This window comes from Calothrix sp. PCC 6303 (assembly GCF_000317435.1).
Classification (GTDB): Bacteria; Cyanobacteriota; Cyanobacteriia; order Cyanobacteriales; family Nostocaceae; genus PCC-6303.
The window spans coordinates 3,250,840-3,274,669 of sequence record NC_019751.1 but is presented as its reverse complement, the minus strand read 5'-3'; the positions used below and the strand labels follow the sequence as shown (position 1 = coordinate 3,274,669).

General features: G+C 37.5%; 19 protein-coding genes. 1 reads left to right on the top strand and 18 read right to left on the bottom strand.

Annotation, left to right across the window (positions count from 1 at the left end):
* Positions 1 to 80 precede the first annotated feature (80 nt).
* The 16 genes from CAL6303_RS13525 to CAL6303_RS13455 form a co-directional block, all read right to left on the bottom strand.
* Entirely contained in the window at positions 81 to 854 is a 774-nt protein-coding gene (locus CAL6303_RS13525) for a hypothetical protein (protein WP_015198374.1), read from the bottom strand.
* A 6-nt stretch (positions 855 to 860) separates the two neighbouring features.
* Entirely contained in the window at positions 861 to 1,043 is a 183-nt protein-coding gene (locus CAL6303_RS13520; protein WP_015198373.1) for a hypothetical protein, read from the bottom strand.
* Positions 1,044 to 1,117: 74 nt separating this feature from the next.
* On the bottom strand, positions 1,118 to 1,483 hold the full coding sequence (locus tag CAL6303_RS13515; RefSeq protein ID WP_015198372.1) for a four helix bundle protein: 366 nt from the start codon (positions 1,481 to 1,483) through the stop codon (positions 1,118 to 1,120).
* A 39-nt stretch (positions 1,484 to 1,522) separates the two neighbouring features.
* On the bottom strand, positions 1,523 to 2,380 hold the full coding sequence (locus tag CAL6303_RS13510) for a hypothetical protein (protein ID WP_015198371.1): 858 nt from the start codon (positions 2,378 to 2,380) through the stop codon (positions 1,523 to 1,525).
* The gene (locus CAL6303_RS29265) at positions 2,338 to 2,754 is read right to left on the bottom strand and encodes a hypothetical protein (protein WP_015198370.1); all 417 of its coding nucleotides are present in this window, start codon (positions 2,752 to 2,754) and stop codon (positions 2,338 to 2,340) included. Before CAL6303_RS29265 ends, CAL6303_RS13510 begins: the two co-directional genes overlap by 43 nt.
* A gap of 30 nt (positions 2,755 to 2,784) precedes the next feature.
* Positions 2,785 to 3,453, bottom strand: a complete 669-nt coding sequence (locus CAL6303_RS13505) for a hypothetical protein (RefSeq protein ID WP_015198369.1) — start codon at positions 3,451 to 3,453, stop codon at positions 2,785 to 2,787.
* Between the two features lie 26 nt (positions 3,454 to 3,479).
* Entirely contained in the window at positions 3,480 to 4,865 is a 1,386-nt protein-coding gene (locus tag CAL6303_RS13500) for a hypothetical protein (RefSeq protein ID WP_015198368.1), read from the bottom strand.
* Positions 4,855 to 5,817, bottom strand: coding sequence for a hypothetical protein (locus tag CAL6303_RS13495; RefSeq protein WP_015198367.1), 963 nt, complete (start codon positions 5,815 to 5,817; stop codon positions 4,855 to 4,857). The genes CAL6303_RS13500 and CAL6303_RS13495 overlap by 11 nt, the downstream gene beginning before the upstream one ends.
* A 166-nt stretch (positions 5,818 to 5,983) precedes the next feature.
* Complete coding sequence (locus CAL6303_RS13490) at positions 5,984 to 6,280, bottom strand: hypothetical protein (RefSeq protein WP_041739569.1); 297 nt, start codon at positions 6,278 to 6,280, stop codon at positions 5,984 to 5,986.
* Between the two features lie 17 nt (positions 6,281 to 6,297).
* Positions 6,298 to 6,924, bottom strand: coding sequence for a hypothetical protein (locus tag CAL6303_RS13485; protein ID WP_015198366.1), 627 nt, complete (start codon positions 6,922 to 6,924; stop codon positions 6,298 to 6,300).
* Entirely contained in the window at positions 6,893 to 7,282 is a 390-nt protein-coding gene (locus CAL6303_RS13480) for a hypothetical protein (RefSeq protein WP_015198365.1), read from the bottom strand. Before CAL6303_RS13480 ends, CAL6303_RS13485 begins: the two co-directional genes overlap by 32 nt.
* Before the next feature lie 363 nt (positions 7,283 to 7,645).
* Complete coding sequence (locus tag CAL6303_RS13475) at positions 7,646 to 8,395, bottom strand: Uma2 family endonuclease (protein WP_041739566.1); 750 nt, start codon at positions 8,393 to 8,395, stop codon at positions 7,646 to 7,648.
* Between the two features lie 381 nt (positions 8,396 to 8,776).
* Complete coding sequence (locus tag CAL6303_RS13470) at positions 8,777 to 12,196, bottom strand: AAA-like domain-containing protein (protein WP_015198363.1); 3,420 nt, start codon at positions 12,194 to 12,196, stop codon at positions 8,777 to 8,779.
* Between the two features lie 216 nt (positions 12,197 to 12,412).
* Positions 12,413 to 17,776 carry a serine protease gene (locus CAL6303_RS13465; RefSeq protein ID WP_015198362.1) on the bottom strand — a complete coding sequence of 1,788 codons (5,364 nt, stop codon included), beginning with the start codon at positions 17,774 to 17,776 and terminating at the stop codon, positions 12,413 to 12,415.
* A gap of 173 nt (positions 17,777 to 17,949) precedes the next feature.
* On the bottom strand, positions 17,950 to 18,483 hold the full coding sequence (locus CAL6303_RS13460; RefSeq protein WP_041740538.1) for a COP23 domain-containing protein: 534 nt from the start codon (positions 18,481 to 18,483) through the stop codon (positions 17,950 to 17,952).
* A 173-nt stretch (positions 18,484 to 18,656) separates the two neighbouring features.
* A complete protein-coding gene (locus tag CAL6303_RS13455; RefSeq protein WP_015198360.1) occupies positions 18,657 to 19,778 on the bottom strand; it encodes a trypsin-like peptidase domain-containing protein in 1,122 nt (373 codons plus the stop codon).
* A 187-nt stretch (positions 19,779 to 19,965) separates the two neighbouring features.
* Between CAL6303_RS13455 and CAL6303_RS13450 the strand changes: the two genes are divergently transcribed.
* Positions 19,966 to 21,255: an AAA-like domain-containing protein gene (locus tag CAL6303_RS13450; protein WP_015198359.1), complete on the top strand. Its 1,290-nt coding sequence runs from the start codon at positions 19,966 to 19,968 to the stop codon at positions 21,253 to 21,255.
* 698 nt (positions 21,256 to 21,953) lie between these two features.
* Here the strand turns inward: CAL6303_RS13450 and CAL6303_RS13445 are convergent.
* On the bottom strand, positions 21,954 to 22,325 hold the full coding sequence (locus CAL6303_RS13445) for a hypothetical protein (RefSeq protein ID WP_041740537.1): 372 nt from the start codon (positions 22,323 to 22,325) through the stop codon (positions 21,954 to 21,956).
* A gap of 96 nt (positions 22,326 to 22,421) precedes the next feature.
* Entirely contained in the window at positions 22,422 to 23,825 is a 1,404-nt protein-coding gene (locus CAL6303_RS13440; protein WP_015198357.1) for a hypothetical protein, read from the bottom strand.
* Positions 23,826 to 23,830: the final 5 nt, after the last annotated feature.

Here is a 23,830-nt window from a genome sequence, read left to right as displayed (position 1 = left end):
GTAAGATTTTCTTAACTTCCCTATATTATATAATCATTTCACTGCTGTGTTACTATTATTAGTTATTTTGATGAATAAATTCATTTAATATTTCTTGCCAAAACTTGATTAATAGCCTCTAATCTTCGTTTTTGATCTAAAGCAATACAATTCCATCGCCAACGTTCCGAGAACATCGAATATTGTTGTAATCTCGTCGCGTAGTAGGTATTTTTGGGATTAGCACAAATCGAAAATAAACCGACTCGTGAATTACCAGCTTCTAATTCTCCATCTCTTCGACGAAATGCTTCAACTCTAGCCCATAAAATAGCTTCTTTCCCTTTTAATCCTTTATTTTGAGCATCAGCATATTTCTTTGGAAAAGAATCAGAAACACGAGGAGATGCTTGATTCCACTGGTCTAAATTATTGATGAATGCTTCAGTATTCTGTTCTGGATTTATGCCAGAATTTTGAAGTTTTCTCACTAATCTAGGAATACGGCTTCTAGTTCTTGTTAAGCATCCAGCATCTGCATTTACTAAGTTTGTGCCACCCCGACCTTGGTCGCTACAGAATCCGCGATTGACCTTGCGATTTCCAGGGTCAACATGATAGTAATACAACGAAGTTTTTCGTCCGTCAATTTGACAATTCCCCTCTGCCGCACATATTGCTAGCACACCGACAGAGGAATTATTAGCGAACAAACTATTGAGATTTCCTGAATATGAAGTGCTGAATTCTGAGATATTGTCGATGCTATCTGTCACTAAACTAATCGCTGGTCTACTAATAGCGAAGGCAGAAATACTTATTAATAATAAAAAGTTAGATATATCCCAGTTTTTCCCCAATTTATTGAAATACATCACGACCTAATAGAATAATAAATAAAAAATTATTGCACCCATAATTAATGTTATATATATTGGGAAAGCAGAAGCGATCGCTAATCCCAATACAAGCAAAATTAACCGTTTAACTAAAAGAGGTAGGCTACACCACAAATGAAGAAATTTCTGGATTAAATTAGGTTGCCAAGGAGCTTTAGCTTTCATATTTCCACCATGAATTAGCCAATGAGCAAACGGGCATAATGGAAGTACATCTTTCCGTAAAAAGAATTCAGGAATCAGGAGTCAGAATTCAGAATAGAATTTACATAACTTGTTAACAATCTACTAACTTCTTCTATTTGAGGCATTAATTCAGATGTATCGCCATACCCAAGGTCGTGTGAAAGAATCAAATAATATCGGCACTCTTCCAGAGAGCCTTGTGCAATGTTCATAAATCTAGCTTTATCTAAAGTTCCTTTCTTCTTAAATCCTTCTGCGATATTTGCTGGTATTGAAACTGCTGCTCGCCTAAATTGAGAAGAAAGTCCGTATGTTTCTGATTTAGGAAAATTACTTGTAAATTGATAAACTGATAGTACAAACTGATGGGCTTTTTGCCAAACAATTAAATCTTGAAATGTTCTTGCAGGTTGCCTCATTTATTCTGACTCCTGAATTCTGGCTTCTGGATTCTTATCTTACAATTCCTTGGCTGGGATAAAACTTGTTGAAAATGTGAAACTTTTATTATTTTTGTAATCCACATCTTTTTGTAGAAAACTCATAAACTCTTGATGTCCTTTGGATGTGCGTCCCACGGGACATCCTGCGCTTGCACTATCAACTAACTTTTGGTCGCTGGCACTGTGCTGATTTGCTCCGATTTGGGAATGTTCTTTTTGATCCCCCTCATCCAGCTTGCCATTACGATTTTTGTCCCGAATAATATCGACTGGTGCAACTTGAACTAATGCCAATTCACGGTTTTTATGTTTGCCAATTCGCCACGCTTTGTAATGTCCCGGTACTTGTATTTGTGCGGTTCCCTGAGAATTCATCGGCTGCTTGGTGTAATGGCTTCCCGGTTCTATAGATGCTTCCCACGCTCCAACTAAACGCGGAGTGGGGTTAACTTCAACCAAAAACCTGGAATCGTTGAATCGGTTGGGTGCATTGTCGTTTTGTATACCATTTGGAAACATGCCTTGGACGTAGAAAATGTTGTACTTTCCTTGTCCTGTGCGAATTTCCCAGTTTTGCTTTTTGGCGTAATCTACGAGTACAGCAGCAATATTTGAACTGGATTGTGGTTTATTGGAATTTGCGAAGAAATTAATACCAGCAATGCGATTGAGTTGGAGCTTAGTTTCAACCCATTGGTTGATTCCAGGGTGTGCGATCGCAGCAGCCATCACAAAAGACAACCCAAAACACAACGCACGTCCCCTTGCTTGAGCGATAAGGTGAGAGTTTGCGCTTTCCTCCAATGCTTTCAATTCTTGGTATTGAACTTCTATCGAGAGGTGTTTGAGTAATTCGTCGGCTCGAAACGGCATTTTGCATCAGGGTTGTAACTATCTAACAAGGTTTGACATTTGTTGGATTCGTCTGCTTTTGAGCTTTTCTTAGTTGGTGTAGGCGAGGATTTAGAACGAGTCAAATTTTCCAAATCAGAGCGAATATCGGTAGTTATGGTTGAAATTTGAGGTCGTAAATCTGGGATAAACGCAAATGAACCGTATCCAGATCTGACCATATCTAGAACAAAAATAAGAAAAACAGCACTCGTTATTAAGAAACTGGGAACGGGAATACTTACCCAACTTGAGCGAGGTCGGGAAAAATGGAGAGAGTGAGGTAATGTATATCCATTTGATTTATCCTGCATTTGTGGTTTACCCGTTTGATGTCCTTGTTTTCTCCATCTCACTCCCTTCCTCTCTAGTTAATTGTGCATACTCTACTTTCTCCGCACAGATTGATACCCACCATCGCCCGTCCAATTAGTTAAAGGCAAAGTTGTCGTGGGTTGCTGAGGTTGGCGAACACTGGCAGGTGGTTGTTGCCAATTATCGGAATCAACGGTTTGCAAACGCACTGCCCTATCCAAACTATCCCCTGCACCGTTAGCAACTTGTCCAAATCCATTCCAAACTCCAGTTGTTACAGGTTTACCAGCATTTACAACCCCATGTCCAAATCTGACTGCGGTTGGTGCATTCTGGGGTAATTGTCGGGGATTGCGAGTGGCAATCACTCCACCCAGGAAAAATTGAGCTACCCATCCACCAACTACTAAAGTCCCAATGCCCATGCTCCAAAAAGCAAACGATCGCCAAGGACGGAATGGATTGGAGTGATTTGCGACTGTTCCCAGGGTTGCGATCGCAGCACTTGCACCATTCTCCATCGCCGGAGTAACCCCACGACTGTAATTTTTCCCCCAATCATAGGCATTTTGAGCATTTCGACCAACACGGTAAGCGCGATTGTGCCAACGATTGTTGTGCGAATGGTGATTGGTGTAGTCATCATCAACTTCTTCATAATTAGTATCGACAAAGTTTGTATCTAGATAATTCCTTGAGCTTACCTGTGGTAAATTTGTCCTTCTGATTTGTCTGCTCACAATAATTACTCCTTACTTTGATTTTGTTACTCTCCATCTAATCCCCAGATATCCTCTTGTTCAATCAATTTTTGGCGAAATTGCTCGGTATCAATTGGGGTATCCTCGGTCATATTTTGTTTAGATGGTGGTTGGTATAAAAATTGGGGACAATATTTTTGAACAAGTTCGATGTAGTTGTATTTGTCCTTCCCATCTAACCGAGTTGCGGGTGGTCCTTGCATCCAAGTCGGGATTTCGATTCGTAACTTTTGGCGATCGCCTCCATCTGGTCTAATCAAATATCCCCACCCTGCACAGCGTTTATTACCTTCCACATTTCTATCCGTTACTGCTTGGGCATACAACCAAACTATTGCATCTTTAATGGTTTCCGATTTCCCAGCCAAAGCCTTTGCACCACCGAGCATTGCTTGGGTATCACCGTGACTAGCGAAGGATACGGACATATTCGCTTGTCTTAAAAATTGCACAACGGCTTCCCAGAATTTGGGCATCACCGAGGAATCAATAGCATCAATTTCGCTGGAATAATTGGACATTTCATCCAGGGCAAGGTTCAAATGGTAGTCATCAAACGGTTCGTATTCTTTCGTTTCGTCACCAGCTTCAGCAATTCTCCAAAACGCAATACGAGTAAATTCGCGGATAGCGTTGGTTGCTTCGAGGAAATTGTAACCCCGTCCAAAAACCTTAATTCCCTTCCAATGCTGACCCTTTGCAAAGGGATTAACCATCCATACCAAATGCCCCAACTTGATATGCTCGGCAATTAAATAACCAAGTTTGGAGGTTTTACCGCTTCCCTTTTCCTTGCCAACAATACCCACTGTGTTCTCGTAAACCAAGGATTTGACTGGAGCATATTTATCTTCAGAATTGGCTTGTGGTTGAAATTGGCTGACAGAATCTATCCTCTCGTTAGGTAAATCCAAGGGGAATCCACCTGTTTGGTAGAAATTTGGAATTTGTTTTGGAGAAGAAGAATTATTTGGTGGTTTGCTTTCCTCATTGCTTTGGTTATATGGGATGCCATGATTGCGATCGCCTGAAGGTGAACGTTTCAAACCATCGCTCTGTATATCAGAGATGGGTTGAGAATTATTTGGGTAATAAGCTGGATTTGGTATTAAACTTTGACCAGAAGACAGCAAAAGCTGTGGTTTTTGACCAAGGTGTTTTTTACTGGCTAATTCCCAAAAGACTAAACTTGAGGTTCCGAATATAGCGATCGCACTCCCACCAAATCGTAAAAAAGACTTAGCAGGTTCTGGCATCTCAATCTCTACAGTTTGCTGTTGAGTAGAGTACGGCGTTACCGATTGCTGAATAGTGCTACTACTAAAGCTACTGGTAAACATCCAACCACCTAAAAACAAAGGAATAGGAGAAAATATCAATTTACTTATCATCTTGACCCCCTGTTGGTTTTGGCGAGGGTTTATCTTGAGTCTGTTTTGAAGTATTTGGATTAGCTGGTATTGGTTCGGGTTTATATTGTTGATAATCCGAAATTTCCGCCTCCGAAGGACTTGCTTTATTTCCAAACCAATCGGTTTTTTCTAATTCCGATGCAACTGGACTTAATCCCTTAACCCTCAGTGCTTCTAGTCTCGCAGCTTTGACTTCAGATAGAATTTTGCGGATATTTTGAGCCACTGTGACCAAATCAAATCTTTGTGTGGTTTCCCTTCTGCTGTTAGAGATGATATTCAATTTAGTCAAACCACTCGCAGCCAACTCGGCAGAATCAATGGGAATTGTCACCCACAAACCTGTGCTGGGGTCAACATATTTTAATTGAGCTTCTTTACCAGATGCACCAAGATTAATTCGTTTTAAAGCCTCAATTTCTGAGTTGTAATTAATTAGTTCTTCATGCTGGTTGTATGCGGGATTTTGAGGGTTATTAAGACTTGCGATAATACGATTGCGATATCTCGCACCCGCTTCTAAGGTAGCTGCTTGTAATAATCCGGGATTGCTAACCATGCCTGAGTTATTATCATCACGAGTCAAATACTCTCGGAAGTTGTTGTCAGTTTGCTCCAGATTTTGGGATTTTTGCAATAACGCTTGCTGTGCTTCCTGTTCAGGAGTAAGTTCTGTTGAACGTTGACCAGCTAATATTGTTGCGATCGCACCAATTAAAACCGATATTATCGTCGCCACAAATATCGATACCAACCAAGGATTAGTTAGCAAAGAATCCAAACTACCCGATTTGATGATGTCGATTAGTCCTGATGTTGCAGCAGGTCCTTGTGTTTGCCCAAGCGGATTCGGCACCCAGACTTCATCAAAATCATCGAGGTTTTGTTGATTGTTTTGATAGTTTGACGGTGGATGTTGGGATTGCATCATTCCTCAAAATCTCATAAAAAAGAATTCAGAAGGCAGAATCCAGAAATCAGAATCAATCAGGTGCGGATACTTAATGGAATTTTGCTAAAACCTAATCACAAAAGGTAGATTTTTCAAGCCATCTATTTACCCACTGATTGCACAGAATACCCAAGCTGTATTCTGACTACTGACTCCTGAGTTCTTTGGAGAGAATCTCCTTTCTGTAGTGCCGAAGAATTACTGCTGCGAAAATACTTCCTAAAATAACCCCACCAATCCCAGCAGCCATAATCTTGAGAAAAACAGGTTTGGGAGGGGATGCGATCGCAACTGTAATCGTCGCAACAGTACTTGTCGTTGTTATTGCCGCAATAATTGCAACTGCTCCCCCTTCGGTCATAAAGTTAGTGATGGTTTGGCGATCAGTGATTACAACTTGATTAATTGTTGGTGCTAATATTTGTACAGTCTGGGTTGCCAATTTTGGAGCAGCATCAACTATTTCTTCGATGACGGGGACTGTGATGTATTCGTTTTTTCCACCGATGGTAGGGATGCTTGCTTGGATGCTGCTAACATCGGGTGTTCCCCTTTTCCCCAATTCACCGAAGTTCCCAAAAAATTGCGTTCAAACTCCGCTTCAATATCTCCAAAAACATTATCAAAACCACCAACTGTTTGATTTTGATGAATTTCAGATTCTCCCACCCCATGCATGATTAAGTCCTGAGTCTGACGTAGAAAGGCTTCTCTAAATAGTGCATAGCCAACTTGAGAAATTGACTCCGATTTCAGAAGTAATTGGTACAAATCGAAATGGTAGCTACCAGGATTTAGTTGTCGTGGGTCAACACCAATCCGTTGTTGGAAAAACTCATTCAAATTGAACCTATCACCCATTACTTGCTGTTGGGTTTGGGCTTCACTTTTCACATTCAACAATTCTTGAATACCCTCGGCAATACTCATACTCTTTTCTTTACAAGCTGCAATGAATGCCTTTACCTTGAGGAAGCTTTCATTGCTAATTGAGTTATCGGCGATGGCAATATCTAAAACTTGACAAATCGCTTTGCAATCGGAAATTGAAATTTCAAGCTGCTGCACTGCTGTTGACAGATTCATTGCTTTGTTCCTCTTTTAATTTTTCAATTAGAATTTTGACGAAAAAATAGTCTTGCTCCTCTAGCGTTAAAAACTCAGTCAGAAATTTAGACAACTCAGTGCGCCTAACTTCTCGCACGTATAATTTCAAGCCTCCCCTACAGACTACTTCTTCTAGATAGTCTTCTTGGCTGACTCTCAAAAATTGATTTGCTACATAAAAATAAGCCAATAATTCTAAATCTAGGCAACTAAAAAAACTTCTTCGTTTGGGGATTGTAATATCAGCAAAACGACACCAGTTCCGAATTGTCGTGGTACTGACAGAAACTTCTTGAGCTAAGGATGATTGGGTATAAAGCCTTTGTACATATCTCATGAATGAAACTACAAGTTCTTTTAAATATGACCTTCTGTTGAAATGAACAGACTGTTCTATTGAGTTACAATCTGTGCTGGATTCACAACACTTTTATTAAACAATCAATTGTCATATTGAATGCAAATATTCTCGTAAATTTTCGGTAATCGGTAAGCAAAATAAAAGCACCAAAGCTAAAAACTTTGATGCTCTCCTTGCTTTTATGAAAAAGAACTCAGGAATCAGAAGGAATGATTATTACAACGACCTCCTAGAAGGATGTAAAACCCGCTCCTTCTAGAAGATATTTAATTGGGAGAGGTCAGAATACTCTTCCAATTTCTTATTCTGACTTCTGAATTCTTCTTTATTTATGAATTGCTAATTATTAGGTAAATTATCAGGGTCAACTCCGATAGAGCGTAAATATTGTGCTAACTGTTCAGCTCGTTGTTTTTCTTGCTCGGCTCGTTGTTGTTCGTTCTCTGCCCTTTGACTTTCTTGTTGGGCAATTTCATCTGCCATTAAATAGCGATCGCCTTGTCCGTTATACCAAGATAAAAATTCCTGTTGAATTCCACCAATAACACCTTGATGTCGTCCAATTCCTAAACCTACTTCTGGCATCCATAATGGTTCACCAATTTGTAGTCGATAATTCTCATCTATCAATTTGTAAATTTCAAATGGTTGATGTCTATCGCGCAACCAAAATTCTGGATTATAAATAATGTAGTAAAGTACGCCGAGTTTCCGATATATTTCTAATTTTTCGTCGTATTCGTCCCCTGGAGTGTGGGATACCATTTCTAAGGCTAATATCGGTACTACCTCGTTTTCTTCCCAAACAGCATAGCTTCTGCGGGATTTTCCACCTTTTTTGCGTTCCACTCCCAAACTCAAAAATCCATCTGGAACCACGGGTACTCTTGGATTAACCCCTGTCGTGTGGTAGATTGCCATGTCTACACCAAAGTACCAATCTGTGCGGTCAGCCCAAATCGAAGTTAGTAAGAATAGTAAAATGTTGGGTAGAAAATTTTGGTCCTCGTTATCCACTGGAATATCGTCCGAACAGGCTAATTCTTCGGTGCTTGGTAGTATTACCGTTTTTGATTTATCTGACAGCATAGCTGACACAGGTGGGTACTTTATCCTTACATTATAGATGACTGGTGATTCTGGCATATTAATTAATAAGTAAAAATCCAAATATACTTAACTTGATATTTAGAGCGATCGCTTGAGTTTAAATATTTTTCATATCGTGATTAACCAATAAAAAAGAAGAACTCAGAAAATCCCAACGTCTATACGTTGAAAGTTTTAAGTTGGAGTTTCAATCTCCATCTTAAAACTAAACTTCTTCCATCTTCCCTCTTCCTCCTTCCTTAATTGAATCTGGCTCCTGACTCCTGAATTCTATTGTGATAAATTGGGATTTAGTTGAACTGAAGTGACGAAGGAGATTATTGAAATGTGCCAAATAGCACGATAATAGACTAGTTTTATTTACATGATGCGATCGCCCTGGATCAAGGATGATTTGCAATTGAGGTCTACGACATTAACCTTGCTTCGGGTTAATGCTAAGTAATCTTTCAGCCAAGTGCAGCTTTTGGCTAGTAAATCATCTAAATTCAAACTCCATAAAATTAAGCTACCCTTGCTAGTAGCAGTTACTAAGGTTTGACCATCTGGACTGAAACTAATACTTGTTACTTCATCACCAGCATTAAGAGTAAACATGAGAGTGCCATCGTTTTTCCAGAGGTTAACTGTTCCGTTCCTACTACTAGAAGCAAGGGTTTTGCCATCTAGACTAAAAATAACGTTGGTAACATCGCTGTTATGTTCCGATAAAGATTTAATGAGAGTCCCATCATTTTTCCAAAGTTTGACTGTGCGATCGTCACTGCTAGAAGCAAATATTTTTCCATCTGGACTATAACTAATCTGCGTTACTGCCTTTGTATGTCCTGTGAAACTTTTGACCAGAATGCCATCAGTTTTCCCAAGTTTAATTTTGTAATCATCGCTACTGCCGAAGGCAAAACTTTTACCATCGGGGCTGAAACTAACGCTGGTAATTCCACTGTTATTTCTAGTGAGATTTTTCAGCAGTTTTCCATCAGTTCTCCAAAGTTTTAATGTGTAGTCACTACTACTAGAAATCAAAGTTTTACTATCAGGACTAAAACTGATGCTAGTTATCTCGCTTTTTGGATCTTTTATAATTTTAATAATTTTACCATTTTGCCACAGCTTAAGAGTGCCACTGTCATCAATAAAAGCAAGTATTTTTCCATCTGGACTAAAACTAACATTTGTAACTGGCTTATCGCCATTAATAATAATCTTGATAGGTGTGCCATCTGGTTGCCAAAGTTTAATTTTCCCGTCACCACTTCCAGAAGCAATTATTTTTCCATTTGGGCTAAAACTAACACTTTCTATCCAACTGTTATGTCCATTCACGCGAATGATGGGTTTAGGTTCTAGTTGCCATAGCTTGATAGTTTTATCTTCACTTCCAGAAGCGATCGCTTTCCCATCTCTGCTAAAACTTAAACTCAAAATTGAATCAGTATGACCATTAAGGGTGGTGATTAAATCACCATCACCATTTAACTTCCACAGTTTAATTGTTTTGTCGCCACTAGCAGAAGCAATTATTTTATCATTTGGGCTGAAAGCTATACTATTAACTGTCTCGCTATGTCCAGTCATAGTTTGAATCAGCGTTCCATTCAGTTCCCACAATTTTACATTATTTCCACTACCAGAAGCAATGTAATTACCATTGGGGCTAAAACTGACAGTATAAACTCGACTTTTATCCCCATTTATGGTTTTAATTAGTGTACCATCTAGGTTCCATAATTTTATTGTAGTGTCATCACTGCCAGAAGCAATTATTTTGCCATTTGGACTGAAATTAACTGTACGAACTGAAGCTTTATGCCCTATTAATGTTTTAATTAGTGTGCCATTTAGATTCCATAGTTTAATTGTATTGTCGTTACTGCCAGAAGCAATTATTTTACCATCTGGGCTAAAACTAATGCTAGAAACCGAACCATTATTAGTATGTTTGATAATTTTAACGAGTGTGCCATTAAGTCGCCAAAGTTTTATATTTCCGCCTTCATCTCCAGAAGCAATTATTTGTCCATCTGGACTAAAAGTTATGGTATTAACTGAACTGCCATGATTAATAGTTTTAATGAGTCTGCCATCTCGTTGCCATAGTTTTATAGTTCTGTCATCACTTCCAGAAGCAATTAACCTTCCATCTGGGCTAAAGCTAACTGTTCTAACTGGCTTTTGATGTCCTTCTAACTGATTTTTTTCACTAATATTACTCAAAATATTAACTAAAGCAGAAACTGGGCTAGTTGTAGGATAAGCAGCTAAAGAACTGTTATTTTTTATCAATGATTTTAAATTTACACTAGCTTGCATAGCTGAACGCAAGCCATCTATCTGATTAGAATTGAACTTTTTTAAAGCATTTTCACTAGCTTTATCTATGCGAATAGTTTCTTGGGTTGTTTCAAGTTGGTTTTGGGTGTAGATACTGACAACAATTGCTATGGTAATACTTATACTAAATACTATACCTCCTAACAAAGATATTCGTTTAGCTTTTTGGTAGGCTTGAGCTAAAATTTGATTAGTTTTTCGATCTTGTTCAGTTTGACTTGCACCTAAAAATTGATAATCTTCATCACTTAATCGTTTGCCATCTGCCCAAGCTAAAGCATCTGTTAATGTATTGCCTTGTAGTAAATAAGTAGAATGACGTTGAGATTTTAACCATTGGTTAAGGGCTGCGCTATAAGGGCGCAGATAATCTAATTTATACTTAACCCAATTGGGATTAAATATGGCTTTGTAAATCGGGTTATATACTTGTAAAAAGCCATTTTTTTTGACTACTAAACCAGAGAGTCTTAATTCGGTTTGTTCGTCACTTTCATCGGCGGTCAGGTCTACGGAGAGAAAAATTTGCTGATATAATCCTAAAAGGCGAATTGCTCTACTTTCATCAGCTAGAATGCGATCGCGTATTGTCCTGAGATGTTCTGGTTCGTCCTGAGATTCCCAGTTATTGATAATATACTGTTTGATTAATTGTTGAATATCGGGGTTATTTTCTGGGCATTGTACAATTAAGCTGCACACTTTTTGAGTTAAAAAAGGCTGTCCTTCTGTCCAATATAAAACTTGTTGTAAAATCTTTTCGGGATGGTTGACTTTTTCCTGTAAACCTCGGATTAAAGCATCTTTGGCTTCAGCAAAGGTAAATCCGGTTAATTCAATTGAACGTCCGATATTAAAGGGGGTGCGCCCTTTATCTTGAATTAAATCTGTAGGGCTAGCTACTCCTAATAAGCAAAAGCTTAAACGCTGATATTCTGGATTTTCAGAACGGAGATTATAACAAGCGCGAATAAAAGCAAAAATATCATCTTTAAAAGGAATTTTTATTAAGCTGTCAATTTCATCAATAAAAATAACAATATTTTGGGATATATTGACAAATAGTACAGATTCAATTATTTTCTTGAGGCGCTGGACTTCAGTTAAGTGTTCGTGCTGTTTCCACCAAGCATTAAAATCTAATTCTGAATCTAGTTCTAAACTATTTAATATCTCGTATGCTATGCCTTTATACCACTGTTCTAAGCTGATATGAGTGCCTAGTATAGTCATATCAATAAAGGCACATTTGATACCTTCTGAACGGAGTTTTTTTCCAGTTCTGATTCGCAGGCTAGATTTTCCCATTTGACGGGAGTTAAAGACGAAACAATATTCACCTGCTTTTAAGAATTCAAAAAGTTGGTTATCTGCTTGGCGAGTAACATAGGTGCGATCGCTATAATTTAAGCTCCCACCTACTTGATAATAATTTGCTGCTGGCATAGGTTGAGGTTATTGTTAAGTGTAGCAATCTTAATAGATTGCTATATCTAAGGCTGTAAGTGTGTAATCAATGATATTCCTACTACTCTGATTCTCTCCTAAGAAATAGTACCAAATTTTTCCATTAAAAAGGCTTTATCGACTGTAAAAACTGGAGAAATATTAACTACATACACTTAAAGGCATTTCAGGACAAGGAAATAGGGATTCGAGTAATCATAACTTTTGTAAGTTACTTAACACATTTTGAGCCTCTTGATACCCTTCTTGATTGTCTTGCTGCAAGTAGATTTGAACTGCTTTTTGAATATCTGTGATAGCTTTTTGATAGTCTTTAAGTTCTTTATAAGCTAAACCACGATTGTAGTAGGAATCAGCATAATCAGGCTGTAATTCCAAAGCTTTGTTGTAATCTAAAATTGATTGCTGATAATTTTGTGAGCGGAAATAAGCTAATCCTCGGCTATTATAGAAAATCGGATTATTAGGTTGAAGATTAATAACTTTAGTGTGATTATCAATAGCATTTTGATAATCTTTTATCCCTAAGTAAGCTTCAGCTTGTTTGATGTAAGCTGTAATCTTTATGAAGTAGGGAAAATGATTTCCCTCAAGGTTAGCTTTATTATAATCAGCAAAAGCTTTTTCATAATTCTTTATTTCTAAGTAAGCTTCGGCTCTAGCAAGATAATTGTAAAGTTCAAGCTGTATTGCATAGGGTTCAGGCTGTATCGCAATAGCTTTGTTGTCATCAGCAATAGCTTTATTATAATCAGCAAAAGCTTTTTCATAATCTTTTATTTCTAAGTAAGCTTTAGCTCTGGCAATATAATTATTGTCATCATCAGGCTCTAGCGCAATAGCTTTGTTATAATCAGCAAAAGCTTTTTCATAATTTTTCACTTTTAAGTAAGCTTTAGCTCTATCTATGTAATAAAAAGAAGATATAGAGCTAAATTTAGCAATATTTTTGGTATAAATTTCAATGGCTTTATTATAGTCAACAAAAGCTTTTTCATTGTCTTTCACTTTTAAGTAAGCTTCTGCTCTCTCTATGTAATACCAAGATTTTTCAGAATCAAATGCAATAGCTTTGTTATAGTCAACAAAAGCTTTTCGGTAGTTTTTTAGCAAAAAATAAACATTCGCCCGACCCATATAAAACTCAGACTCTTGAGGAGCAATTTCAATGGCTTTTGTATAATTAGCAAGCATATTTTTATAATCTCCACTTCTCTGAGAAGCTTCAACTTTTGTAAGATAAGGTTCAGGGTTTTTTGACGCTAATTCAATTAAGTATTTCTGGACACGCTTGTATTCTTCCTGATTGCTCCTATTATATTTTAAAATCTCGGCAGCTTTATTAAAATCTTTAATAGCTTTTAAGTAATCTTGTTGATTTTTGTAAGCTAACCCTCGATTTACATATAATGACCATTCCTTCACACATAGTAAGTCACTAAAGGTACATTTTACTGCAAATGATGATATATTCTTTTCCTTTTCCATAATTTCAATCGCCTTAGTTAAATCAGCGATCGCATTTTTGTTATCCTTCAACTCTAAAGAAGCAGATCCTCGGTGAAAGTAAAGGTCAAAAACATTGGGATTTTGTTGAATGATTTTTGTCAAATTGACAATTGCTTTTTGGTAGTCCTTATAATTTAAGGAAGTTTTAACTATTTTCAAGCGAGTTTCTTCGTATTTATACTTTTTTGTAGAATGCATGAGCCAAGCTTGTTGTGAATTAGGTAAAGCTGGCAAATTATCATAAATTTCAATAGCTTTGATATAATCAGCAAGTGCATTTTGGTAGTCTTTCAATTCCGAGTAAACATCACCTCTCTCTATGTAATAGGTAGGACTATCAGAAATATTGTTAAGAACTTTTAAATCAGTATAATAGGTAGGATTATCAGAAATAATGTTAATAGCTTTAGTGTAATCAGTGATGACTTTGTTGTAATCTTTTACTTCTAAGTAAGCTTTAGCTCTTTTGCGATAACGCTCAGGATTTTTGGGATCAACTTCGATAGCTTTTGTATAGTCAGCAAAAGCATTTTGATAATCTTTTAATGTCCAGTAAGCCTCTGCTCTTTTGAGATGAAGCTCAGGATTTTTGGGATCAACTTCGATAGCTTTTGTATAGTCAGCAAAAGCATTTTGATAATCTTTTAATGTCCAGTAAGCCTCTGCTCTTTTGAGGTAACGCTCAGGATTTTTGGAGTCAACTTCGATAGCTTTTGTATAATCAGCAAAAGCATTTTGATAATCTTTTAATGTCCAGTAAACCTCTGCTCTTTTAAGATAACGCTCAGGATTTTTGGAGTCAACTTCGATAGCTTTTGTATAATCAGCAAAAGCATTTTGATAATCTTTTAATGTCCAGTAAGCCTCTGCTCTTTCGAGGTAGTTTTCAGAATTATTCGGCTCTAATTCAATCATTTTTTGATAGTCAGCAAAAGCTTTTTTGTAGTCTTTTAATTCTAAGAAAAATTCAGCCCTAACATTGTAGCTATAAGGATCTATTGGCTCTATCTCAATAATTTTGTTATAATCAACAAGGGCTTTTTCATACTCTTTCATTTGTCGGTAACTAAAAGCTCTCCAAAAATAACAATCAAAACAGCTAGGAATAATATCAATAGCTTTAGTAGCATCATTTATCGCGTTTGGATAATCGAAAAAATTCATATAAACCCGACTCCTTATCATATATAGATTAGGATTTTTGGGATCTACTTCAATAGCTTTGTTAAGATCGGCGAAACCTTTAGATTTCAATTGATAATTTTTAGACTTGAAATAAACTTCAGCCCGGTTCAGGTAACGTTTAGGATTGTCAGAGTCAAGTTCAATTGCTTTAGTACAATCAGAAATTGCTTTTTGCTCATCATCTTCTTGATAAGCACTACATCTAGTGTTATATAAATCGGGATTTTTAGGGTCAATTTCAATAGCTTTGTTAAAATCATCAAGTGCATCTTGATATCTGAACATTCCTTGATAAGCATAACCTCTCCAAATGTAATTCCAAGGATCATGAGGTTCTATTTGAATAGCTTTCTTGTAGTCAGCCATTGCTTTTTCATTCTCTTCCAAATCTTGATAAGCTCTAGCCCGTGTGATATAACGCTCCGGGTTGTTTGGATCTAATTCAATGGCTTTCTTGTAGTCAGCCATTGCTCTTTCGGTATCTTTCAATTCTTGATAAGCTTCAGCCCGTGTGATATAACGTTCTGGATTTTTTGGCTCTAATTCAATAGCTTTCTTGTAGTCAGCCATTGCTCTTTCTGTATCTTTGACTTCTTGGTATGCTATGGCTCTGTTGATATAAAGTTCAGCATTGCTAGGCTGTAATGTAATCGCTTTTTTGAAATCAGCAAACGCTTTTTGATTCTCTTTTCTTTCTAAATAGGACGAACCTCTGATGAAATAATAATTAGGATTATTAGGCTTGAGTTCAATTGCTTTCTTGATATCATCAAAGGCTTTTTCATAATCTTTAAGTTTCCAATAAATTGCACCTCGAAGAATATATCCAATAGCATAAGAACTGGTATCAATAAATTTCTTACTTTCATCAAGAGCTTCCTGATAGCGTTCTAATTCTATAAGGATTGCAATCCGTAATGGATAAAATGTAAAACTTGACTTTATTTTACCTACCGGATCAGATTTAGACTTTGACTGTATTTCAATTGCTTTATCAATAGCTTTTAGTGCCTCTGGGTATTTTTTCAAATTAAATAGTAATGAACTTTTGATCCGCCAAGCTTGAGTAAAATTAGGCTTGAGTTCTGTAGCTTTGTTAAATTCAGCCAGAGCTTCTTTTGATTTTCCTTGAAATGATAAAATCGAGCCTCTAAGGTAATAAGCTTGATAAAGCTTAGGGTTAAGATTTATCGCTTGGTTAAGTGGAGTAAGTGAATCCTCAATTTTCCCTGAACGTAATAGTTGATTGCCATAATTGAGCCAATCTGCCTCACTTGCATCTTTTAGAGGATGTTTTAAAGTCAATAACTGATTGAAAATAGCCTTGACTTCTGTTTCAGAAATCTCATTGGGAACAAAGGTTTTTATATCTTCAGGCTTAATTTTAATTCTTACTTCTTTGACTCGACCTAAAAAGGTACTGATAGGAATTCCAAAACTGAAAATACCAACAGAAACCTCTTGATCTTGTATATACTCATTATCAGATGCAGCATTAATGCCGACTACACGACCTAGACGATCAAGAATGGGTCCGCCACTCATTCCCCGGTGAGATAGATTGGTGTAAAGCAGTTCATAGCCCCCAGTTAAAGTAGTAGGATCTTTCGTGAGTACAGATGTAAGTTCTTGACTGAATACTGCCCCAGCCGTCAATATTCGCTTAGGTGTTCCTGTGTTTACACCTGGAAAACCAGAGACAAAAATTAATTGTCCTTTATTTAAAATAATGTCATAGTCTCCCAATGTGGCGACTATGTAGTTTTTTTCCTGAGATTGAAACTTCACTACTGCTAAATCCACCCCTTCCAGAGGGGTAATCGCAGTAGGTTGTACCGGATATTGTTGCCCATCATGAGTGACAATAGTATATTGATCTGAATCTTTAAACACATGAGCCGCAGTTAAAACATAATAAGTCTGTCCTTCATTCGCAATAATTACCCCAGAACCATTACCATTTTCCTTCTTGCTAGCATCAATCCGCACGGTAATTTGTTGGGCAATCTTATTTACCTTATCTACATCTGCAACTTTCCCAGTGTAGGTTGTAAGATTGGCGGTAGTTTCCTGATTATCTGGTTTTGGTTTGGGTATAATCGCTATTAATTGCGGTGCAACTTTAGCTAAAGTGGCAATCGGTACAGCAAAACTTGACTCTCTCAATTCTGCTAATGCAGTTTCATTTGGTTTTGTGCCATCTTGATAAACATAAGCATCATTTAAAATTGCTGCCGCACCCATTCCAATCACACCAATTAATTTACCTTCTCGATTTAATACTGCACCTCCACTCATCCCTTGTACTGTTTCATTGGTGTAACCAATTTGATAGCCACCAACTAAAGGTTTATCTGCAATCAACGAAATTTTACCAGCCGTAAAACTTAAATTTTTTTGCTCAAACGGAAACCCAGCCGTATAAACTTCTTGATTTTCAGCTAATGCTGATGAGTCGCCTAAACTAGCAATCCTATAATTAACTGTTGCTTGAATTTGCAACACAGCTAAATCGTTACCTTTTAAAGAATCGCCCTGATTAATTAAACGTGCTTGATAAACTTTGCCATCAGGGGTTTGAATCCGAGAAGATTCACCACGATTGACAACATGAGCATTAGTTAAAACGGTGTAAGCTTGTCCATTTTTAGCGATTAAAATGCCCGAACCGCGACTATCTCCGGCATAGACTTTGACAGTAATTGCTTGTGCTATTTGACGTAAATTTTCTGAACTAACTTGGTCTGTAACTAAAGCAGAAGTTTGGCTTTTTGATTTAGAATTTGATAATTGAGCAGTAGCGATTGGGAGGAATAATAGAGTGCCGATGGTTGCAATTAGAGAGAGAATAAAAGGCTTTTTCATGTTTGTTTAACTGGTATGGTAAATGAATACAGGACTTACGCAACTGGCATATTATTTTTATCTCGTAATGAGGACTAAAGTACTCAAAATAAGGGATAGAGCCGCTTACTACAGATAAAAAACTTTCACTTTTTGTAACACTTGCGTAAGTCCTAGAATATTTTTTCGCAAGACTATTTTTCTACTGGAGCATTGCGTAAAAACTCCTCAATATCAATTTGATAGTAAACTTGAGGAATCCCAGAACTATGCTTGATCGGTCCTACTTGACGAGCGTCCAAAATATCCTTTAATTCGTTGAGTATTCTCAATGAATTTTCTTCTGGGCGCAAGGTCATCAGAACAGTTTCACAGGCACCGCCGTATTCTTTAGCGGTGCAAATCACTGGTTTACCCTTGACTTTACCATTGGTGATCAGGTTGAGAGTTTTATTATCAAAAGCTTGTTGAAAACGGGATGATACGTCTTGGCATCGGTCTTGAGGAGAGTAACCACCTAAGTTTTTTACCCATCGGATTACAGCCGTTTTCCCTCTTGATGTCCAAGCAAAGGTAGTGGGAAAACGGCGATCGCTCTGTAGTTCATAACTTTGATTGCAGATAAACTTAACTTGGCTTTGGGCTGTGCTTGGAGGAATAGCAGATATCAATCCAATAACAGTAATAGTTGCGACAACTAAAAGACCAGTGGGTGATTTCTTATTCATTACTTTATCTCCGTTAGGTTTAATCATTTTTGGTGCTGTTTTTATACTAATACCTGACATTAGAATCTCTGAAAATGTGCAGATAATTTCACCGATTTACTATTAAGTTAGTCTGGGTATGAAAATTCTTTCACAAGGTAGGATGCTTAGGAAGTACACCCTAAAAAATATATTTATTTAAGAGTTGCTCGGATGCTATATTTCCCTGATTCTCCGCGTTCAAAAGCATTAGCAACTACCAAATAAATTCCATCTTCCGGCAAAGTAGCTACCAATCGAGCATTAAAATTATTAGGTGAGATATCATCGTTTTGTTCAATGACCTTTTCTTGATTAGCTGATACCAAAAATAAAGACGGATCTATTTGGTTGCTATTCATTTCAATCGTCACCTGTTGACCTGCTCGACCTGCAAAGGTGTAAACCTGATAATAAGTATTATTCGGTAGCACACTATCACCACGTTTTAAAGTTGCTGTCACAGTTTCACCATCAACAGGTAAATTTCTATCGCTTGTCTTGTCACTGCTGCGAGGTTGTGGTTGTTGTGCGACTAAAGAACTGTCACTCTGCTGTAGTGCGACTAAAAAAGTTTGCACCTGATCGACTGCGATCGCTATGCCAATACCTGCGTTACTCTTACCACTAGGATTGATTAATAAAGTATTGATTCCCATTACTTCTGCTTTAGAATTAAGCAGTGGTCCCCCAGAATTACCAGGATTAATCGCTGCATCGTGTTGAATCCAGCCTCGTTTGCGATCAATCCGACTGACTATCCCACTGGTAAAACTATTCTCTAAACCAAAAGGCGACCCGATCGCATACACCGACTGTCCCACTTTCGCTATTCCAGGTGCAGCTAAACGTAGGGTGGGTAAACGGCGGCGATCACGAATTTTTAAAGCGGCTAAATCTAAACCTTCTCCCTGAAAACCAATCACATCAGCTACAACTTCTGTTTCATCTTTCAAAATCACCGTCACAGTAGCGGGAGCATTTTCGAGAACGTGAGCATTAGTTAAGACTAAACCATCAGGAGAAGCGATAAAGCCACTACCAACAACATCACCATGCTTGATAGTTACTACGGCGGGACTGGCTTTTTCATATACTGCTATGCGAGTTTGTTCTTCAGACCTTTGTGCGACAACAGAGGTCGATCTTTTCCCTTGTGCCATGACAGGTTTTAATTCTGCAATTCCTAAAGTGTGAGTAATAATCTGTGTTCCTCCACCAACTAGGAAACCCGTCAAACTTGCCGATGTGATAACCTGTAACAATTTTCTGTTCATGTTTTGATATTATTAAAATGACTTATGAGCGTTGAAATTATGTTAATTTATTACACACGCCTAACTAAAAAAATGAAGAAAATTTCACATGTCCGCCTAAATTGTTCTCTAATGTGAATAAAAATTCACGTTTATGTAAATTCAGATTTTTTGATATTATAAAGTATAATTGCTAAGTCATATAATTATGAATAAAAAAGATTTTGACAGGATTTATGCTAAAGTTTTAACTCCTACTCAAAAACAGGTACTAGAGCTATTTATACAAGGTCTAACAGATCAAGAAATAGTCAATAGCATCGGTGCTAATGATCGAACCCTTGCCATTAAGCATATTAAAAATATCTGTGAAAAATTCCAAATAAATAATCCTGGTAATTGGAAAGATAGTTTAGTAGAGTTATTTATTAAATATCAACCTGAATTAGTGCATCCAAAACTTTTAGAAAAGTACGGCTATAGTTCAAATCCTGATTTACCTCAAGGTTCAGAGCCGCTCAAATCACCGTATTATATAAAGCGGGATGATTGTGAATCTGTCTGTTATCAACAAATTCAGAAACCAGGAGCGATGATTCGGATTAAAGCTCCAAATAAAATGGGAAAAACGTCTCTGATTAAAAGAATAATTGAGCAAGCTAAAAATGAAAATTATTATGTTGTAGAATTAAATTTGAGCCAGATTGACAGATACCAATTAACTGATACATATACTTTATTGCGGGGATTTTATGCTTATTTTAGGTCAGAGTTTCCTGCTGCACCTAGCTTAGATGAATGGGATAAGGATCTACCCAGTAAAATACACTGTACTCGTCTGTTTCAAAATTTATTAAGAAAGTTAGAGCAAAATTTAGTTTTAGTTCTTGATGAAGTAGATATATTATTTGAATATCCAGAAATATATCGAGACTTTTTTCCCATGTTGCGATACTGGCATGAAAGAGGTAAAGAATCTGAAACTTGGGAAAAGTTGCGATTAGTAATCTCTCACTCGACACAATATTATGGACAATTAGATATCAATGAATCTCCTTTTGGTAATGTGGGTTTAGTGATTCAATTAGAAGAATTTAGCCCAGAACAAGTGAAAATTTTAGCACTTCGTCATTTAGTTACTGAAGAAGATACTATTTCCATTATGAAGATGGTAGGAGGGCATCCATATCTAGTGCGATTAGCTTTTTATCATCTATATTATCGCCATCTCACCGTCAAACAACTAATTGAAGAAGCACCTAATGATGGAGGAATATATCGACAACATTTAATGGAAATTTCAAAAATTCTCCAGCCTAATCGAGAATTATTATCAGTTTTTAAACAGATAATTAATCAACAAGTTGTAGATTTAGCTACAAAGACTATAGAAATTTATAAATTAGAGGGAATGGGATTAATTAAACAAGGGGGTAATGGGGTAAAAGTCAGATGTAAATTATATCAGCTATATTTCCGCGATCGCTTGTATGTATAACTACTACTAGTTTAGTCATTCTCAGTTCGCTACGACAATAGCAGAGGTGTACTAGAATTCTTCCTGAATTTATAAGGGTTTCAGCACCGCATCCATTAAAAATTGAAAGCAAAAAATAATGCTTGCGTTCAAAATTTAGGTTCTACGATTGGAGGTAGAACGTAAGAATGGGACTTCTGGCTAGTACATTGTTAGTACACCTTAACAGGGGTAGGTTTGAGTCTTGTATTGCAAGCGATCACTGTCAAGCGGCTGCTGCTCGGCATTTAATTTGAAATAGAAACCAGGACTATAAAAGCATTACAGACACTGAATTGTTTGATTTAGGTGCGTGATAGCTTACCCTACAGGAAGCTGACGCAACGGAGCATGGCAGCACATAAAAAAATTAGAAACTATTTTTATTAATTAAGTATAAAATATAACAACTATATACTTAATATAATCTATCCCATTTTCCTCACAATTTTTGAGAATATCTGAAAACTTGTATGATGAAGTAGTTTTTATATTTTTGATATGTAATTAAAATACTCACATACTTTTTTCGCAATATCGTGAAATTGTTACCAAGAGTATTGGGGGTTAATGATGGGAACATGGGTGTATGACCCATATCCAAAAGCCTTGCTATCAAAGGTTAATTCCGAATTGTAGTTGAAAGTCTAGGATAACGCCTACAGAAGATCCATAATTTATTAGTTTAAATATTGCTGCAATGTAAACACTAAATGAAAGCATCGCAGTAAAATTTCTACCGAATAATGGTAAGGCTTCCCATAAAACCATCCTTCCACGGTTCGCTCGTGATACCCGGTTAATGTTGATAAAGTCGTGAGACAAGCTTTCATATATCCTGTATGATTTCGTTCTCCATCACAGGGCAATTCGATTCCAGGATGGATAACTGGTATCCAAATTAAGCACCATTCTTGTGGTGTCATGGGTTCGAGAAGTGTGAAAACTATCTGTTGAATATTTGGGTTGTTTTGTGTTTGTCGTAATATAAACTTTGCAAACCACCGAGGAATTTTCTTGGTGTTAGTTTGTTGTTCAAGATGAAACTGCATTTCAATTTCTTTGTTTAACTGAATTTTCCCCATGTCAAATCCATCGCCATCTTTAATCAACAGCAAAATTCGACACAAATCTAATTTGATGAAAATCTAAAATGCGATTTCTTGCTGTTGGTAAGTGGGAGAAGATGATTTTAGGTCGGCAATAAATTGAGCGATCGCATTTATGCCCGTGCAAAACATCCCACTCGCAGCACGATACCCGCGACTGCTCCAACCTTGCCAACCAAATCTTTCCCCAATCTCGCCAAACTCTGCTAAAACTGCATCTGATTCTTGACCACTACTCATTTGAAGCCGAACAATTTCTTGCTCTTTCTGGGAAAGTACGTTGTTTAGGCGATCGACTTCGGACATCAACGGTTCGATAGTTTTCTCCAACTCCGAGTTAACCACCTTTGCAGCTTGATTGCTAAAGGTATTGCCCCAATTGTTCGCACTAGAGTTTTCAAGGGCTTTTTCTAATTCTGCGACTCGTTTTTCTAATTGTTGATTTTTGGTTTGTAATGCGTTGAGCGATCGCATTTCCAAATCTTTGCTTGCTAATTGTTCGAGCAAATCTTGGTTTTTCTGTGCGATATCTTCGATAAGCTTCGCTAACGCACGAGCATATTCCTGAGCAGCAAGGATTTCTCGTTTTGCAGCTTGCAATGCAGCATCCCGAATTTCTACAAACCGTCCCTGTTCAGACTCTGCTTTTTCGCGTTCCCTTTGTGCTAAAGCATCTGCGACTTTTTGTTCGACTTGGGCAGCAGTAAAAAGCTCTTGGGAAGTTGGTTTTTGAACTGGTTGTTGAGTTTCTAGTTCGATTTGGTATGGTTTGAGCAAGTGTTTTACCTCCATCCCCTGAGCGATCGTATGGTCAAGCAATACCCAGAAGTCATCCTGCCGCTTGGACATGATTATCCCACTGCTCCCATTCCAACCCGTATTCTCTTCCTTAACGACTATTCGCATTCCTGGGACTAATTCGGGGATTGGGGAAGAAATTTGATTAGCGTCCTCACTAGAAAATGCTTGCTTATTTCCTCCCTCTCTGGCTCTCTCACTCCCTCGCTGCTCCTTGACTTGTGCGGCTGTCTTTTTACCTGATCGTACAAGTTCTTTAACCAAATCGTGGCTGACTTTGGTTAACTGTCGTAGCGCAGAAACGCTCCAATTTTGGACATTTTGACGGATTAAACGCTGCGATCGCACTGGCAATTTATCGAACCAAGCGCTAATTTCCATCGCTGAGGAGGCAATATAGCGTGATGCACCAAAATCAGGTGAAGCAAGCCATTCAGAGAACACTTTCTTGCCATTGGGACAAAATGCAAGGCAGTCGAAGTAGAAATCTTGGAGCGATCGCCCAATCTCTAGAAGACCATCAAAAGTCTGACGAACAAAGCCCAGGAAGTTTGATAGTGTTGTTTGGGCTTTTAGTTCTAGTTCTGGTTTAGAAAAGTTACTGTAATCAAACGAGTAGGTGACTGGAAGCTCGATACAAGACATAATAG